Origin of the sequence: Pseudomonas sp. UMAB-40, from assembly GCF_900095275.1 — a bacterium.
GTDB classification, from domain to species: domain Bacteria; phylum Pseudomonadota; class Gammaproteobacteria; order Pseudomonadales; family Pseudomonadaceae; genus Aquipseudomonas; species Aquipseudomonas mandelii_B.
Genome location: NZ_LT607558.1, coordinates 13,285 through 29,602 on the forward strand (window position 1 = coordinate 13,285; position 16,318 = coordinate 29,602).

Below are 16,318 nucleotides of genomic sequence, written 5' to 3' on the forward strand. Positions count from 1 at the left end.
GCCTGATGCAACTTCTGACCCTACCGCCCTCGCCCGCTCTGGCCACTTCGATCCGCGCGACCGCGCAGGTGTTCGAAGACCCTAAATCCCAGGCCTTGCTCGCGCACATTCAACAAGTCGCACCGAGTGAAGCCAGCGTGCTGATCATCGGCGAAACCGGCACCGGCAAAGAGCTGGTGGCGCGGCATATCCACAACCTGAGTGCCCGGCACAACCGGCCGTTCGTGGCGGTGAACTGCGGTGCATTCTCTGAATCACTGGTCGAGGCCGAATTGTTCGGCCACGAAAAAGGCGCATTTACCGGTGCCTTGAGCGCCAAGGCCGGCTGGTTCGAAGAGGCCGATGGCGGCACCTTGTTCCTCGATGAAATCGGCGATCTGCCGATGGCGATTCAGGTCAAGTTGCTGCGCGTATTGCAGGAGCGCGAAGTGGTGCGCCTCGGTTCGCGCAAGAGCATTCCCATCGACGTGCGGGTGCTGGCAGCGACCAACGTGCAGCTGGAGAAAGCCATCAACGCCGGGCATTTCCGCGAGGACTTATACTACCGCCTCGACGTGGTCAGCCTGGAACTGAGCCCGTTGCGCGACCGTCCCGGCGACATCCTGCCGCTGACCCGACATTTCGTCGAAGCCTATAGCCAGCGCCTGGGTTACGGCACCATCACCATCAGCAAAGAGGCCGAACTGAAGCTGCGCAGCTACAGCTGGCCAGGCAATATCCGCGAACTGGAAAACGTGATTCACCACACCCTGCTGATCTGCCGTAACGGCGTGATTGAACGCGATGACCTGCGCCTGTCGAACATGCGCATCGAGCGTCAGGACGATTACCACGCCAACGTCGATGATTCACCGGAAGCCTTGCTCGATCGGGCCTTTCAAAAGCTCTTCGAAGAACAGGCCGGTGCGCTGCACGAGAAAGTCGAAGACGCCTTGTTGCGCGCGGCGTATCGCTTCAGCCATTACAACCAGGTGCACACCGCTGCCCTGCTGGGCTTGAGCCGCAACGTCACGCGAACACGACTGATCAAGATCGGCGAATTGGCGGTGAACAAGCGCCGGCCCACGGAAAACGTGCAAGGCGAACGCCTGATGCAATTGTCGATCTAAGCACTTACCTCAAATGCACCAGATTGCAGTGCAACGCGTCGTCGGGGCTACGTTCCAGACTGTGCAGCACCTGGAACGAGCCGAAGGTCACGGTTTTCGCCTGATGCGCGCGAATCAGCTGCCAGAAATCCTGCTCGCCGCTTTCAAAACTCTGAAACGCGGCCTCCCCCGCCTCGCGGGTTTGCCATTGCAGGTAGTTGAGCACCCGCCGGCCGTCATCGCTGGCCTGGATGCTCGCACTCAAAAACCCGCTGTAGCCTTGGGCCAGTCGCTCGGTCTGCTTTGACAAGGCCGACACCAACGCAGGTTGCTGATGGGGTTCGATCTCGAATTCGATCAACTGGGTGAAGCTGCGATTTTTCTCTGGCGTTTGCATGAAGAGTCCCCACTGACGTGAAAGCCGGACCTTGCGATCCGAAGGCTTGCAGGGTAAAACCTCGAGTTAACTAGAGGTCAAGAGGCATTTTTCAAATGATCACCTCGGAACATCTGCACAAGGAACTCACCGTCGGCCAATTGGCCGCGCGCAGCGGCGTGGCGGTCACGGCGCTGCACTTTTACGAGTCCAAGGGTTTGATCAAAAGCAACCGCAACCAGGGCAACCAGCGGCGTTATCCGCGGGAAGTGCTGCGGCGGGTCGCGTTGATCAAAGTCGCGCAGCGGCTGGGGATTCCGTTGGCGGAGATTGGCGGGGCTCTGAAAGCCTTGCCGGATAACCGGGCGCCGACGGCGGCGGACTGGAAGGTGATGTCGGCGCAGTGGAGCCGGGATCTGGATGAGCGGATCAGTCAATTGACCTTGCTGCGGGACAAGCTCAATGGCTGTATCGGCTGCGGGTGTCTGTCGATGGAGGCGTGTCCGTTGCGTAATTCTGGCGATGTGCTGGGGGAACAGGGGCCGGGAGCGCAGCTGCTTGGATCGAGGACAGATTCGCAATAGTGGTGCGGCCATCGCGGGCAAGCCACGCTCCCACAGGTTTTGTGTCGTTCTCAATTTTTATAAACGACACAAACTCTGTGGGAGCGTGGCTTGCCCGCGATGGCGTCCTCATGGTCAACCGAAGCTTAGAACCCCAGCGCAATCTGCCCTTTGTAGCGGGTCAGGATGAACTGCCGAACCTCATCCGATTTCAATGCCTTGGCCAGTTTCTGCAAACAGTGGCGCTGCTGCTCGTCGGGCACTCGGTGGCGCAAAAGGGGCTGACCTATAGTTATCCGACCGGAAATCGGCGAAGGAACACCTTCAATTCACAACAACAAGGGAGAACCGTCATGAGCGTCAAACCCATTCCCGAGGGTTATCACAGCATCACGCCTTATCTGGGCATTCAAAAAGCGGCCGAAGCCATCGAGTTCTACAAGAAGGCTTTTGGCGCCACCGAAGTCATGCGTCTGTCCATGCCGGATGGCGGGATTGGTCACGCCGAGTTGAGGATTGGCGATTGCCCGATCATGCTCGGTACGCCGTGCGATCAGGGGCCATTGAGCAATCCCGACAAATCGCCGTCCGTGGGGCTGCATTTGTATGTGAACGATGTGGACAAGTCTTATAAACAGGCGATTGCGGCGGGTGGCACGGTGGTGTCCGAGGTCAAGGATCAGTTTTATGGCGACCGTTCGGGGACGTTGAAAGATCCCTATGGGCATTTGTGGTTTCTGGCGACGCGCAAAGAGGATTTGACGCAGGAGCAGATTGAGCAGCGGGCCAGGGAGATGTTTCAGCAGGGTTGAATCCTTCAGTGTCTGGACGGACCTCTTCGCGGGCAAGCCTCGCTCCCACAGGGTTTTGTGTCGTTCACAAATTCCAGGAACAACACAAAACCCTGTGGGAGCGAGGCTTGCCCGCGAAGGCGGCATCCCTGACACCACGCATCCCCGAACACACTTCATGAACAAGCGCACCACACTTTGCGCCTTGTCCCCGGCGCGCAACACTTTCAGGATGCAGGCCACTACAACAAGGACTCGCCCCATGTTCGCCGGATTCCTGAAAGACCAGCGTCACGTCAACGGTGTGGACATTGCCTACCGCATCGGTGGCAGCGGGCCGGGCCTGCTGTTGCTGCACGGTCACCCGCAGACCCACGTCATCTGGCACAAGGTCGCCGAGCAACTGGCCGAGCACTTCACCGTAATCGCCGCCGACTTGCGCGGTTACGGTGACAGCGGCAAACCGCCGGCCAACGACCACCACACCCATTACTCCAAACGAGAAATGGCCAAGGACAGCGTCGAGCTGATGAAATCCCTGGGCTTCGAGCAGTTCTCGGTGCTGGCCCACGACCGTGGCGCCCGCGTGGCCCATCGCCTGGCACTGGATCATCCCGCTGCCGTGCAACGCATGGTGCTGCTGGACATCGCTCCCACCCTGTCGATGTACGCGCAAACCAATGAAGCCTTTGCCCGCGCCTACTGGCACTGGTTCTTCCTGATCCGCCCGGCCCCGCTGCCGGAAACTCTGATCGAAGCCGACCCAGACGCCTATCTGCGCAGCGTGATGGGCAGTCGCAGCGCCGGACTCAAACCATTTACCCCCGAGGCGTTTGGCGAATACCTGCGCTGCCTGAAACTGCCGGGCACCGCGCGCGGCATCTGCGAGGACTACCGCGCCAGCGCCGGCATCGACCTGGAACATGATCGCGCCGATATCCAGGCCGGTAAAAATCTGCACCTGCCGTTGCTGGTGCTGTGGGGAGCCGAAGGCACGGTCGGGCGCTGTTTCGAGCCGCTCGATGAATGGCAACACGTGGCCACCGACGTGCGTGGCAAGGCTCTGCCCGCCGGCCATTACATCGCCGAAGAAACCCCGGAATTGCTGCTCGCCGAAGTGCTGGGTTTCCTGCGCTGATCACGATGCGTCCCGCTGCTATGCTGGCGGCTCATGCCGCCAGTGTTCGTTCTGCCATGACCACCAAGAAAGACACCGTGCCCCTACCCGAAGACCTGCGCGTACTCCTCACCGTGATCCGCAAGAGCGGTTTCGCCGCCGCGGCCGATGAGCTGGGCCTGTCGCCCGCCTATGTCAGCAAGCGCATCCAGATTCTCGAAACCACCCTTGGCACCCGCCTGCTCCATCGCACCAGTCGCCGCATCGCCCTGACCGAGGACGGTGAACGGGTCCAGCGCTGGGCGTTGCGCATTCTCGATGACTTCCAGCAATTGCACGACGAACTCTCCGACGCCCACGACAGCCCTCGCGGGCGATTGCATCTGTGCAGCAGTTTCGGTTTCGGCCGTCATCACGTGGCGCCGGCCGTTTCGTTGCTGGCCGAGCGATATCCGGACCTGGAAATTCGCCTCGACCTGTTCGACCGGGTGGTGGACATCGTCAATGAAGGCTTCGATCTGGAGATCCGTGTCGGCGACGACATTCCCGGCCAGCACATCGGCCGGCAGCTGGTGAGTAATCGACGGGTCGTCTGTGCGGCGCCCGGTTACCTGCAACGTCAGGGTGTGCCGCAGACGTTAAGCGAACTGGAGCAGCATCATTGCCTGGTCATCAAGGAGCGCGACAACGCGTTCGGCATCTGGAACCTGGAACGCACCGGGGTTCAAGAAAGCGTGCGGGTCAGCGGACCGCTGTCGTCCAATAACGGCGAGATTGTCTTGCAGTGGGCACTGGACGGGCGCGGCGTTGTGCTGCGGTCATTGTGGGATGTGAAACCGCTGCTGGATCAGGGGCGGCTGGTGCAGTTGCTGCCCGATTACAGTCAGAGCGCCAACGTCTGGGCGGTGTACCCGACGCGGCTGGCGTATTCGGGGAAGTTGCGGGCGTGTGTGGAGTTTTTGCAGGAGCATTTCAAGGGGTTGTCGGTGTAGCCCGGGTAAACACAGTTCAAAAATGTGGGAGCGAGCTTGCTCGCGATGGCGGCGTGACAGTCAACATGGATGTTGAATGTGATGGCCTCATCGCGAGCAAGCTCGCTCCCACAGGTTGACGTGTGTTTCAGCTTAGCCAGGGGTTGGCGGCCAGGTGATTGCGCTCGAAGGCTTTAATTTGTTCGCTGCGCTGCAGGGTGCTGCCGATGGCGTCGAGGCCCAGCAGCAATGCGGTTTTGCGCAAGGTGTCGATCTCGAACGGGATGACCTGACCGTCGTAGAGGCGAATCTCCTGAGCGTCCAGATCGACATTGATCAGCGCGCTGTCCGGTTCACTGACCACTTGCCCCAGTCGCTGTGACACCGCCTCATCGAGGGTAATCAACAACACCCCGTTACGCTGGCAGTTGTCATAGAAAATTCCGGCGAAGCTACTGCCGATCAACGCCCGAATCCCCATCTGCTTCAAGCCCCACACCGCATGTTCGCGGCTCGACCCACAGCCAAAGTTCGGCCCAACCACCATGAAACGTGCGCCTTGCCACGCCGGTTGGTTCAGTACGAACCCGGGGTTTGGTGAACCGTCGGGCAAAAATCGCAGGTCAAAAAACAAACCACGATCCAGCCCCGCGCGGTCGATGCCCTTGAGAAATTGCTTGGGCATGATCACGTCGGTGTCGATATTGGCCGCGAGCATCGGCGCGGCCTTGCCGGTGATCTGAGTGAAAGGTTGCAGGCTCATGCGCGGTCTCCAAAGTGACGGATATCGGTCAGGCGGCCGGTGATCGCGGCGGCGGCGACCATCGCCGGGCTCATCAGGTGCGTGCGCGCGCCCGCGCCCTGGCGGCCTTCGAAATTGCGGTTGGTGCTGGAGGCGCAGCGGTCGCCCGGCGCCAGCACGTCGTCGTTCATCGCCAGGCACATCGAGCAGCCGGACTGGCGCCACTCGAACCCGGCGTCGATAAAGATCGCGGCCAAACCTTCGGCTTCAGCCTGATTGCGTACTTCGGTAGAGCCCGGCACGATCATCGCCCGCACGTGCCCGGCGACATGTTTGCCACGCACCACGCGGGCGGCGTCGCGCAGGTCTTCGATGCGGGCGTTGGTGCAGGAACCGATAAAGGCATGGCTGATGACGATGTCGCTCAGCGGCATCCCCGCTTCAAGGCCCATGTAATTCAGGGCGCGGCGCATGTCCTGACGCAGGATCAAGTCGCTGACGTCTTGCGGGTCCGGCACGCGCGCGCCGATCGGGGAAGCCTGGTCCGGGCTGGTGCCCCACGTCACCATCGGTTCCAGGGCGCTGGCGTCGACCCGGACTTCACGGTCGAAGTGCGCGTGCGCGTCGCTGTGCAAGGCGCGCCACTTCTCCACCGCTTGCTCCCACAACGCGCCTTTGGGTGCGCGGGGTTTGTCCTTTAGGTAGGCGAAGACTTTCTCGTCCGGGGCCATGAACGCCCCCCGCGCCCCGGCTTCGACGGCCATGTTGCAGATGGTCATGCGTGCTTCGACGCTCAAGGCATCGATGGTCGAACCGCGAAACTCGATGGCGTACCCAGTAGCACCCGACGCGCCGATCTGGCCGATCAGCGCCATGATCACGTCCTTGGACGTCAGCCCCGGCGCCAGCTCGCCCTCCACCGTCACGCGCATGCTTTTCAGGCGTTTGTAGACCAGCGTCTGAGAAGCCAGCAAGTGCTCGATTTCCGAGGTGCCGATGCCGAAACCGAACGCACCGAGGGCGCCATACGTGGTGGTGTGGCTGTCGCCGGCGGCGATGACCATGCCCGGCAGAATGAAGCCCTGCTCAGGGGCGATGACGTGTTCGATGCCTTGGCGTTTGTTGAGGATGTCGATCAGTTCAATGCCGAAATCCCGGCAGTTTTCCGCCAGGTACGACACCTGCCGCGCGCCGCCGGGGTCCGGCATGGCAGCGATGCGCACCGGGGCGGTGGGGTTGACGTGATCGACCACCGCCAGCGCGGTGCCGGCCCGCCAGACCCCGCGTCCGGCCTCACGCAACCCGCTGAACGCCTGGGGGCTGGTGTATTCGTTGATGACCTGGCGATCGATGTACAACAGGACGTGGCCCTGGTCATCGAGGCGACACACCGTGTGGGAATCGATGTGTTTGTCGTAGAGGGTTCTTGCTGGCGTCATGGAGAGGCTCGCTCAGGCTCGCGGGTGAAAGGCGTCTGAGCTCCATCTTAGGGAGTCGGCCATCGCCATCAATGGCCGGACAGTGATCCCGTGAACCATGGTTCGTGTTGGATCGGTTCACCCGCTGCCTCAAATGAATGCAAATCCCTTGTGGGAGCGAGCCTGCTCGCGATAGCGGTGTGACATTCAACATTGATTTCGGCTGAACCAACGCAATCGCGAGCAGGCTCACTCCCACAGGGGTTGTGTATGTGTGCTGGCTGGAACGCGAAACATTTACTTTCACATCGCCGTTCGGGATTTCCGTTCCTCATCCGTCCTATAGAGATGCAGTCAGTCCGCGTAGGCAAAAGCCACGGGCGACTTTTCATGGACCTCATCGCTGGGAAGCCCGCAGCAGAGGCCCTCCCATCGATACAAGACCTTTAATCATGTCGAAGAAATCCCGCTCCAAACTCTGGTTTCTGGTCCATAGCTGGCTGGCCTTGCCGATCTGGTTTTTCGTGCTGATCGTCTGTGTCACCGGCACGCTGGCGGTGGTCAGTCAGGAAATCGTCTGGCTGGCCAACCCGCAGATGCGCGCCAGCCAACCCACGGACGACGCACCGCTGCTCAGTTATGACCAGATCATCGCCGCCATCAAGAAGGCGGAACCGAACACCCTGGTCGAGGGCATCAGCCGGCCAGATGAGTCGCACTTCGCGCTGGATGTCGATGTCAGCTACCCCGACGGGCGCTCGGTGAAGGTTTACGTCAACCCGTACAGCGGCGTGATTCAGGGCACTGCCCCGCAATTCAATTTCCAGGCCTTTACCCGTGCATTGCATGGCTGGTGGCTGGTGCCGTTCACCAACGGTTACAGCTGGGGCTGGTACCTGGTGTCGTTCCTGAGTCTGCCCTTGCTGGCGTCGCTGGTGACTGGGTTGGTGGTCTACAAGCGCTTCTGGAAAGGCTTCTTTAGACCGACATTGCGCATCCGTCATGGCGCGCGGATTTTCTGGGGCGACTTTCACCGACTGAGCGGCATCTGGTCGATCTGGTTCATCGCGGTGATTTCCATCACCAGCACCTGGTTCCTGATCCAGGCGTTCATGTTCGATAACCAGGTGTCGATTTCCACCGCGCCGGTGGCCTTGGTGGTGCCGCGTGAGAGCGTGCCGGTGAGCACCGATGGCTCGCCAGCGCCGATGATCAGCCTGGAAGCCGCGATTGCGCAGGCCAAGGAACGCATTCCCGGTCTGGAAGACAGCTTCGTCAGCCTGCCCGCCAATGCCTACAGCTACCTCACGGTGGGCGGACGCAGTTGGTATCCGTTGATGTTCCAGACTGCCGAGATCAACCCGTACACCGGCGATATCGCTGCCACCCGCTTGCTGTCGGACCGTTCCGGCCTGGAGCTGGTGACCGAATCCATGCGGCCGCTGCACACCGGTGATTTCGGCGGCATCTGGATCAAGCTGATCTGGTTCTTCTTCGGTTTGATCCTGAGCATGATGGTGCTCAGCGGCCTGCTGATCTGGACCAAGCGCACCGCCCTGGCCACGGCCAATGCCCTCAAGCGCAAGGACAAACGTCCGCGCACCGCCGCTGTCGATCACCGCGAAACCACGGAGGTCAGCCAATGAGCCTGTTCGCCGCTGAACAACCCGCCTCGAAACTGAGCCGCTTCTGGCACAAATGGCGCTTCCACATCAACGTTCTGCTGTTGCTGGTGCCGCTGGGGTTCATGCCCAAATACTTTGCCGACGCTGCGCTGTTTCGCGGCGACACCGGCTTGGGTGAGCGGGAAATCGGTGAAGTACAGGTTGGGCCCTGGAGCCTGCGCCTCGCCGAGTTGCGCAACGAAGCACCGACCCTCGATGGCCCGGCCGGCCACATGAAAAGCTTCAACGCGGCGCTGTGCGACAGCTGCCGCGATCAGGTCAAGGCGACGTACCTGCGCATCGGCAAACCCCGCAGCCTGCGCGCCGCCGGGGTGATTTTCTTCGGCACGCCCTACCGCATGGGCGCCATGCTGCCGATCCCCGACAAGACCAAAGCCGACGCCGAACTGTGGATCACCATGGAAGGCTGGGACGGCGCGATGCACCAAGCGTCGATCCCCCTGAGCCAGGCATCCCCCGCCACCCTCGCGTGGCTGAACAAACAAGGAGGCAAACCATGACGCTACGTTCTCTAAACGCGGCTTTGCTGGTGCTCTGCGCCGGTTTCAGCGCCAGCGCCCTGGCCCACAACCCGATGTGCGAATGCAAAGCCATCGACGCCGAACAGATCCAGTGCACGGGCGGTTTCTCCGACGGCAGCGGCGCGCCGGGGGTGACCCTGGATGTGATCGGCTACGACGAAACCATCCTGGTACCGGGCAAACTCGGCGCCGATTCGACCCTGACTTTCAAGAAGCCCGGCGCTGAGTTCTACGTGCTGTTCGACGCAGGCCCCGGCCACGTCGTCGAGATCGACCAAGCGGACATTGAAGCCCCATGAGTACGCCAACCACGCACGTCGTGCGCCCCGCCGGTGCCGGCCATGAAACCCTGTATGTGTTGCTGTTATGCCTGATGATCCTGGCGGTGGCCGGTTCGGTGGTCGCCTGGCGCCATGAGTCTCAGGAAGTCAGCAGCGTAGGCAGCCATCAGCTGGATGCCCGTCGCGACCTGAGTGCGTCCGAGCAAGGCATCTATGCCGACCTGCGCGTGACGCTGGACGAGATTCATCTGCTGCGTCAGGAGCAGCAAGCGCTGCCGACGCCCGCAACGCTTGCCGATGACGGTTTTGCACCGTTTGCCCAGGACGCCAGTTCCGTCAGTCGGGGCGGCCATGCCTGGCAGTTGCTCGACGCCAAGGCTTATTTCGGTCAGAGCCAGACGCCCGCCGTGGCCGGTTCGTTTCTGATGCGTTTGACCGCTGACGACGATGCGCCGGACGTCTGGCTCAACCGCGATAACGCCCTCGCGGCCCCGACCGACCTCACTGACGCCGCGCTGGAAAGCGCCGGCTGGCAGCAGATCGTCGCGCAATTCGATGCCGGCGTGACCCGCCAGCACCGGCACTGACCCCTCGCCTTCACCCGAGAGAAGAACGCTTTCCCATGCCTATTTCATCTCAACGCTCTTTCCTGCGCCCGCTGCTGGTCGGCCTGCTTGCCTTGTTGCTGACGCCACTGGCCAGCGCCGAAGACGCCAAGCGCCTGCGCATCGGCATCACCCTGCACCCTTATTACAGCTACGTCGCCAACATTGTCGGTGACAAGGCCGAAGTGGTGCCGCTGATTCCGGCCGGCTTCAACCCGCATGCCTACGAGCCGCGCGCCGAAGACATCAAGCGCATCAGCGGGCTCGACGTGGTCGTGCTCAATGGCGTCGGTCATGACGACTTCGCCGACCGCATGATCGCCGCCAGCGAAACGCCGAACGTCCCGGTGATCGAAGCCAACGAAAACGTGCCGCTGCTGGCCGCCACCGGCACCGCCGCCCGCGGGGCCGGCAAGGTGGTGAACCCGCACACGTTCCTGTCGATCAGCGCCTCCATTGCCCAGGTCAACAACATCGCCCGGGAACTGGGCAAGCTCGACCCGGCCAATGCCAAGACCTACACCCAGAACGCCCGCGCCTACGGCAAGCGCTTGCGGCAGATGCGCGCTGACGCCCTGGCGAAACTGACCCAGGCGCCGAACGCCGAACTGCGAGTGGCCACGGTGCATGCGGCTTATGACTACCTGCTGCGCGAATTCGGCCTGGAAGTGACCGCCGTGGTCGAGCCGGCCCACGGCATCGAGCCGAGCCCGAGCCAGCTGAAAAAGACCATCGATCAACTGCGCGAACTCGACGTGAAGGTGATCTTCTCGGAGATGGATTTCCCGTCCAGCTACGTCGACACCATTCAGCGTGAGTCCGGGGTGAAGCTGTACCCGCTGTCGCACATTTCCTATGGCGAATACACCGCCGACAAGTACGAAAAGGAAATGACCGGCAACCTCAACACCGTGGTTCGGGCGATTCAGGAGTCGGGGAAATGACGGCGAAAGAAACCATCACCGAATCCCCTGTGGGAGCGAGCTTGCTCGCGAAAACGGTGGGTCAGTCAACATTGATGTCGACTGACACTCCCTCTTCGCGAGCAAGCCCGCTCCCACAGGGTTCGGGGCCGACGCTGGATTTTGCGCAGGTCAGTTTGACGCTGGGGCGCACGACGATCCTCGACAACGTGACCTTCCAGGTGCAGCCCGGCAGCATACATGCGCTGGTGGGCCCGAACGGTGGCGGCAAGAGTTCGTTGATCAAGACCCTGCTCGGGCAGATGCCGCATCAGGGCCGTCTGAGCCTGCAATGGCCGGGCACGCCCGGGACCATCGGTTATGTGCCTCAGGCGCTGGAGTTCGACCGCGGCCTGCCCATGACCGTCGACGACTTCATGGCCGCGATGTGTCAGCGCCGTCCGGCGTTCCTCGGTTTGAGCAAGCATTACGCGCCCGCGATTGGCGAAGCGCTGGAACGGGTCGGCATGCAGGACAAGCGCAAGCGGCGCATGGGCGCGTTGTCCGGCGGTGAGCGTCAGCGCGTGTTGCTCGCTCAAGGGCTGATCCCGGCGCCGCAGTTGCTGGTGCTCGACGAACCGATGTCGGCCCTCGATGAGGCCGGCATCCAGGTGTTCGAACGGCTGCTCGGCGACTGGCGCCAGAGCGGCATCACCGTGTTGTGGATCGAGCACGATCTGGAAGCCGTCGGGCGTCTGGCGGATCGCGTCACCGGGCTGAATCGCCGGGTGCTGTTCGACGCCACGCCGAAACAGGCGCTGACCCCGGAACGTCTGCTGACCCTGTTCTCGACCCATCCACGGAGCGCTGCCTGATGAGTTATGAAGCCTTTCGTTTGATGGTCCAGGGTTGGGCGTCTTCGGGTTATCTGCCTGAAGCGCTGGCCTATGGTTTTGTGGTCAATGCCCTGCTCGCCGGCTTGCTGATCGGCCCGGTGCTGGGCGGCCTGGGCACGCTGGTGGTGGTCAAGCGCTTCGCGTTTTTCTCCGAAGCGGTGGGGCACGCGGCATTGACCGGCGTGGCCGTCGGCATCCTGCTCGGCGAACCCTACACCGGGCCTTACGGCAGCCTGTTCGGTTACTGCCTGTTATTCGGCATCCTGCTCAACTACCTGCGCAACCGCACGGGGCTGGCGCCGGATACATTGATCGGCGTGTTTCTCTCGGTGTCGTTGGCCCTGGGTGCGAGCCTGCTGCTGATTCTGGCGGGCAAAATCAACGTGCACATCCTCGAAAACGTGCTTTTCGGTTCGGTGCTGACGGTCAACGGTAACGATCTGCTGGTGCTGGCCATCGTCGGTTCACTGGTTATGGCGCTGGCCTTGCCGCTGTATAACCGCATCATGCTGGCCAGTTTCAACCCGCAACTGGCGGCGGTTCGCGGTGTGGCAGTGAAGACCCTGGATTATCTGTTTGTGATTCTGGTGACCCTGATCACCGTGGCCGCAGTGAAAGTCATCGGCGCGATTCTGGTCGGTGCGCTGTTGGTGATTCCGGCCGCAGCGGCACGCTTGCTCAGCCAGTCGTTGAAGGGCTTCTTCTGGTGCTCGGTGCTGATCGCCACGGTCAGCACGCTGTGCGGGATCCTCGCGCCGATCGTCTTCGACCTGCCTATTCCGTCCGGTGCCGCGATCATTCTGGTCGCCGGTATCGCCTTCGCCCTCGCCGCCATCGCGCGTGGCGTTGTCCCAAGCCTGAAAGGGAATATCGGATAAATGTATTTTCCTCTGCGTCAACTGACCCTGGCCGTCGCCCTGTGCGGGCTGGTCAACACAAGCTTTGCGGCGGATCCAAAACCCCTGCGCGTGCTGGCGTCCTTGCCGATCACTTACGGCCTGGGCGAAGTCCTGCTCAAAGGCACCGACGTCACCCTTGAACGTGCCGCGCCGGCGAACCTGCCTGGCAGCCGCCAGACTGCGTACTTCACTGGTCGTGGCGCTCCGGCGCTGGCCAAACTGGCGACCGACGCCGATGCGGTGATCGGTCTGCGCTCACTGTGGGCGGACGATCCGCTGTACCCGATTGCCCGGCGCAGCAACATTCGTATCATTGAAGTCGACGCCGCCCGCCCCGTGGACGGCGCCCTGCCCGGCATCGCCGTGCAGCCGGGCAACAAGGTCGACGGATTGAACAGCCAGCCATGGTTTTCCAGCAACAACATGGGGCGGATGGCGGATGTGATGGCGGCCGACCTGGTGCGTCTGGCCCCCGAGGCGAAGCCTGCGATCGAGGCTAATCTGGCGGCGCTCAAGCAGCGCTTGCTCAAGCTCAGTGCCGACAGCGAAGCGCGATTGGCCAGTACCGATAACCTCAGTGTGATGAGCCTGAGCGATCACTTTGGCTACTTAATTGGCGGGCTGAACCTGGAACTGATCGGCCTCGATGCACGCCCGGATGCCGAGTGGACACCTGAAGCGCTGAAGCAATTGGGCGCGACGCTGAAGGACAATGATGTGGCGGTGGTGTTGCATCATCGCCAGCCGTCTGATGCGCTGAAAGCGGTGATCGCAGAGGCAGGCAGTCGGTTGGTGGTGTTGAGTGTGGACGCGGCAGATCCCGTGGCTGAGCTGGAAGGGAATGTGGATCTGGTGATCAAGGGGTTGAGCGGGGTTTAACGTCAGTTGGACCGCGTTATCGTTCATCGCGGGCAAGCCCGCTCCCACAGGGGATTTGTGTCACGCCATAGATCCAATGTAGGAGCGAGCCTGCTCGCGAAGGCGGCCTGACAGGCAACACAAAATTGAAGACATGAAAAAGCCCGCTGACTGTCACCAGTCCAGCGGGCTTCTTTTTGCGTCGTACCTTAATTAGCCACTGCCGCCTGCTCGTCCATCTTCTGACGCAGGCTCAACGGGCGCATATCGGTCCAGGTTTCTTCGATAAAGGCCAGACATTCCTTTTTCAGGCCGCTCTTGCCCAAGGTGCGCCAGCCGGCGGGCACGGCTTTGTAGTCGGGCCAGATCGAGTATTGCTCTTCGTGGTTGACCACGACCTGAAAGAGGATGTCCTCGCGGTCGAATACTGACGTCATGCTGTGTCTCCATCGCTGTAGGGTGGGCTGCACTGCGAGTGCAGCCGGTATGTAGAAGGAACGTTGCGCGGCGCGAAAAATTTAGAGGCTGATGATGGCCGCAGCCATGGCCCGGCCGAAAATCTCCGCTACCCGATCGATTTCTGCGGCAGTAATCACCAGCGGCGGCAGGAAACGCACCACGCCGCCATGACGCCCGCCCAGCTCAAGAATCAGCCCGCGCTTGAGGCATTCACGCTGCACCAGCGGCGCCAGGCGGCCGAAGATCGGCGGATGCCCCAAGGCATCGGGCGTGCCCGTCGGATCGACCAGTTCAACGCCGAGCATCAAGCCGCGCCCGCGAATGTCGCCCAGTTGCGGGAAGTCCCGCTGCAGGATGCGCAGGTGTTCGCTCAGGCGCTCGCCCATGGCGGCAGCGTGCTCGCAGACCTTGTGTTCGGTCAGGTAACGCATGACGGCGGAACCCGCCGCCATGGCCATCTGATTACCGCGGAAGGTTCCGGCATGGGCGCCCGGCAGCCAGGTGTCGAGCCAGTCGCGGTAAACCACGACGGCGAGCGGCAGGCTGCCGCCGATGGCTTTGGACATCACCACCACGTCCGGAATGATCCCGGCGTGCTCGAAGGCGAACATCTTGCCAGTGCGAGCGAAACCGCTCTGGATTTCATCGACGATCAGCGCCACGCCCGCCTGTTCGGTGATGCGTCGCAGGCCGCGCAACCAATCGAGATCAGCCGGGATCACCCCGCCCTCGCCCTGCACCGCTTCGACGATCACCGCCGCCGGCAATTGCACGCCGGCCTCTGGATCATTGAGCAGGTTTTCCAGATAGCTTAGGTTGACCTTCACCCCTTGCGCGCCGCCTAGACCGAACGGGCAACGGTAGTCGTAGGGATACGGCATGAACTGCACGCCGCTGCTGAGCAAGGCGCCCAGCGGCTTTTTCGGCCCCAGGCTGCCCATCAGGCTCAACGCGCCCTGGCTCATGCCGTGATAACCGCCCTGGAACGACAACACGGTGCTGCGTCCGGTGGCGGTGCGCACCAGTTTCAGCGCGGCTTCCACCGCGTCGGTGCCGGTGGGGCCGCAGAACTGGATCTTCGCTTCAGCGGCCAAAGCCGGCGGCAGCAGCCCGAACAGGTCCTGGACGAATTGATCCTTGACCGGCGTGGTCAGGTCGAGGGTGTGCAGCGGCAACTCATCGCTCAGCACTTGCTGGATCGCTTCGATCACCACCGCATGGTTATGCCCCAGGGCCAATGTCCCGGCACCCGCCAGGCAGTCGATGAAACGGCGGCCTTCGACGTCTTCGACATAAATGCCCTTGGCGCGCTTGAGCGCCAGGGGAATGCGCCGCGGGTAGCTGCGGGCATTCGATTCCTGCTGGTTTTGACGGGCCAGCAACGGCGATTCGTTGAACTGATACAGCGTCTCGGCCGGCGCCGGAGTGATCCGGGCCGACTGATCTTCCATAAGGCTGGTAGCGACTGACATCTCTCGACCCCTCAATAAGGTTTTCCTGTTCTGGAAACGCATCAGGGTGCCGAGGATTTAGACCCTCGATCAGCTTTCTATGACGGCGGTGTCAGTGCCTTGTGCATGGGAATGGCGTGGAGCCCGGCCACGGTGAAGATTTCGGCACAGGGCCGATACCCCAAATGACGGTAAAAAGCCTCGCTGGTGCGGGTGCTGTTGAGTCGTGCCTGGGCCAGCCCCTGATCGATCAACCAGCCTTCGAGGTCGTGAACCAGCGCCTCTCCGGCACCGCGACGAAACCATTCCGGCTGCACATAGCAGAACGCGATCTTGCCACTGATCGCCGCCATGGCGACACCGACCGGTTTGTCCTGCAACAGGGCGATGTTCAGGTACAACCGTTGGTCGGACAGCCAGGGTTGCACGTGATCGATGGTTTTGTTGTGGGTCCAGGTGGCGACGGTTCGCGGGTCGTTGCGGTGGTCGAGCGCACAGCCGACACGAATGGAGCGCTCGACGATCCGGCTGATGATGCCGGCGTCGGCGGGGGTTGCCTTGCAGATGTGAATCGATGCATCCATGGCGCTGTTACCTCAATCCATTGAGAAAAAGCTGCCGGGGACGATAGCGCTGTGGCGAGTCGGTGACTAATGGAGAGAAGTTACATTTGATGTGCAACACAGCCTCCCTTG

At 61.9% G+C, this 16,318-nt stretch carries 19 protein-coding genes and 1 pseudogene; 13 read left to right on the plus strand and 7 right to left on the minus strand.

Going from position 1 to position 16,318, the window contains the following annotated elements; translation table 11 throughout:
• The first annotated feature begins 5 nt into the window (after positions 1-5).
• Positions 6-1,109, plus strand: a complete 1,104-nt coding sequence (locus tag K0F88_RS12670; RefSeq protein ID WP_219095272.1) for a sigma-54-dependent Fis family transcriptional regulator — start codon at positions 6-8, stop codon at positions 1,107-1,109.
• A 4-nt stretch (positions 1,110-1,113) separates the two neighbouring features.
• Here K0F88_RS12670 and K0F88_RS12675 read toward each other — a convergent pair whose 3' ends face one another.
• Positions 1,114-1,485 (minus strand): antibiotic biosynthesis monooxygenase, encoded by a 372-nt coding sequence (locus K0F88_RS12675; protein WP_094468291.1) that lies wholly within the window; start codon positions 1,483-1,485, stop codon positions 1,114-1,116.
• 95 nt (positions 1,486-1,580) lie between these two features.
• Here K0F88_RS12675 and soxR point away from each other — a divergent pair, with 95 nt between their 5' ends.
• Complete coding sequence (gene soxR, locus K0F88_RS12680) at positions 1,581-2,048, plus strand: redox-sensitive transcriptional activator SoxR (protein ID WP_094468292.1); 468 nt, start codon at positions 1,581-1,583, stop codon at positions 2,046-2,048.
• A gap of 125 nt (positions 2,049-2,173) precedes the next feature.
• Here the strand turns inward: soxR and K0F88_RS12685 are convergent.
• Positions 2,174-2,263, minus strand: a pseudogene (locus tag K0F88_RS12685) (methionine ABC transporter substrate-binding protein); the annotation flags it as partial.
• Between the two features lie 117 nt (positions 2,264-2,380).
• On the opposite strand from K0F88_RS12685, the gene K0F88_RS12690 reads away from it, so the two are divergent.
• The 3 genes from K0F88_RS12690 (at position 2,381) to K0F88_RS12700 (ending at position 4,927) form a co-directional block, all read left to right on the plus strand.
• Positions 2,381-2,839: a VOC family protein gene (locus K0F88_RS12690; protein ID WP_219095273.1), complete on the plus strand. Its 459-nt coding sequence runs from the start codon at positions 2,381-2,383 to the stop codon at positions 2,837-2,839.
• Between the two features lie 241 nt (positions 2,840-3,080).
• Positions 3,081-3,956 (plus strand): alpha/beta fold hydrolase, encoded by an 876-nt coding sequence (locus K0F88_RS12695; RefSeq protein ID WP_219095274.1) that lies wholly within the window; start codon positions 3,081-3,083, stop codon positions 3,954-3,956.
• 20 nt (positions 3,957-3,976) lie between these two features.
• Positions 3,977-4,927, plus strand: coding sequence for a LysR substrate-binding domain-containing protein (locus tag K0F88_RS12700; RefSeq protein ID WP_219095405.1), 951 nt, complete (start codon positions 3,977-3,979; stop codon positions 4,925-4,927).
• Positions 4,928-5,054: 127 nt separating this feature from the next.
• On the opposite strand, the gene leuD is transcribed toward K0F88_RS12700, so the two are convergent.
• On the minus strand, positions 5,055-5,669 hold the full coding sequence (gene leuD, locus K0F88_RS12705; protein ID WP_219095275.1) for a 3-isopropylmalate dehydratase small subunit: 615 nt from the start codon (positions 5,667-5,669) through the stop codon (positions 5,055-5,057).
• Positions 5,666-7,087 (minus strand): 3-isopropylmalate dehydratase large subunit, encoded by a 1,422-nt coding sequence (gene leuC, locus K0F88_RS12710; protein ID WP_219095276.1) that lies wholly within the window; start codon positions 7,085-7,087, stop codon positions 5,666-5,668. Before leuC ends, leuD begins: the two co-directional genes overlap by 4 nt.
• Positions 7,088-7,518: 431 nt before the next feature.
• Here leuC and K0F88_RS12715 point away from each other — a divergent pair, with 431 nt between their 5' ends.
• The 8 genes from K0F88_RS12715 to K0F88_RS12750 all read left to right on the plus strand — a co-directional run bounded on the left by K0F88_RS12715 (position 7,519) and on the right by K0F88_RS12750 (position 13,734).
• Positions 7,519-8,712, plus strand: coding sequence for a PepSY domain-containing protein (locus K0F88_RS12715; RefSeq protein WP_219095277.1), 1,194 nt, complete (start codon positions 7,519-7,521; stop codon positions 8,710-8,712).
• Complete coding sequence (locus K0F88_RS12720; RefSeq protein WP_219095278.1) at positions 8,709-9,251, plus strand: thiamine pyrophosphate-binding protein; 543 nt, start codon at positions 8,709-8,711, stop codon at positions 9,249-9,251. Before K0F88_RS12715 ends, K0F88_RS12720 begins: the two co-directional genes overlap by 4 nt.
• The gene (locus K0F88_RS12725; protein WP_131060102.1) at positions 9,248-9,571 is read left to right on the plus strand and encodes a hypothetical protein; all 324 of its coding nucleotides are present in this window, start codon (positions 9,248-9,250) and stop codon (positions 9,569-9,571) included. Before K0F88_RS12720 ends, K0F88_RS12725 begins: the two co-directional genes overlap by 4 nt.
• On the plus strand, positions 9,568-10,140 hold the full coding sequence (locus K0F88_RS12730; RefSeq protein WP_219095279.1) for a DUF6162 family protein: 573 nt from the start codon (positions 9,568-9,570) through the stop codon (positions 10,138-10,140). Before K0F88_RS12725 ends, K0F88_RS12730 begins: the two co-directional genes overlap by 4 nt.
• Positions 10,141-10,175: 35 nt before the next feature.
• Complete coding sequence (locus K0F88_RS12735; RefSeq protein WP_102594885.1) at positions 10,176-11,102, plus strand: metal ABC transporter substrate-binding protein; 927 nt, start codon at positions 10,176-10,178, stop codon at positions 11,100-11,102.
• A 74-nt stretch (positions 11,103-11,176) separates the two neighbouring features.
• Positions 11,177-11,935: a metal ABC transporter ATP-binding protein gene (locus K0F88_RS12740; protein ID WP_219095406.1), complete on the plus strand. Its 759-nt coding sequence runs from the start codon at positions 11,177-11,179 to the stop codon at positions 11,933-11,935.
• Positions 11,935-12,834, plus strand: a complete 900-nt coding sequence (locus K0F88_RS12745) for a metal ABC transporter permease (protein ID WP_010461179.1) — start codon at positions 11,935-11,937, stop codon at positions 12,832-12,834. The genes K0F88_RS12740 and K0F88_RS12745 overlap by 1 nt, the downstream gene beginning before the upstream one ends.
• The gene (locus tag K0F88_RS12750; RefSeq protein ID WP_094468304.1) at positions 12,835-13,734 is read left to right on the plus strand and encodes a metal ABC transporter solute-binding protein, Zn/Mn family; all 900 of its coding nucleotides are present in this window, start codon (positions 12,835-12,837) and stop codon (positions 13,732-13,734) included.
• A gap of 188 nt (positions 13,735-13,922) precedes the next feature.
• Here K0F88_RS12750 and K0F88_RS12755 read toward each other — a convergent pair whose 3' ends face one another.
• The 3 genes from K0F88_RS12755 to K0F88_RS12765 all read right to left on the minus strand — a co-directional run bounded on the left by K0F88_RS12755 (position 13,923) and on the right by K0F88_RS12765 (position 16,207).
• Positions 13,923-14,150, minus strand: a complete 228-nt coding sequence (locus K0F88_RS12755; protein WP_219095280.1) for an MbtH family protein — start codon at positions 14,148-14,150, stop codon at positions 13,923-13,925.
• 81 nt (positions 14,151-14,231) lie between these two features.
• Positions 14,232-15,644 (minus strand): aspartate aminotransferase family protein, encoded by a 1,413-nt coding sequence (locus K0F88_RS12760; protein WP_219095281.1) that lies wholly within the window; start codon positions 15,642-15,644, stop codon positions 14,232-14,234.
• 77 nt (positions 15,645-15,721) lie between these two features.
• Entirely contained in the window at positions 15,722-16,207 is a 486-nt protein-coding gene (locus tag K0F88_RS12765) for a GNAT family N-acetyltransferase (protein ID WP_094468307.1), read from the minus strand.
• Positions 16,208-16,318 lie beyond the last annotated feature (111 nt).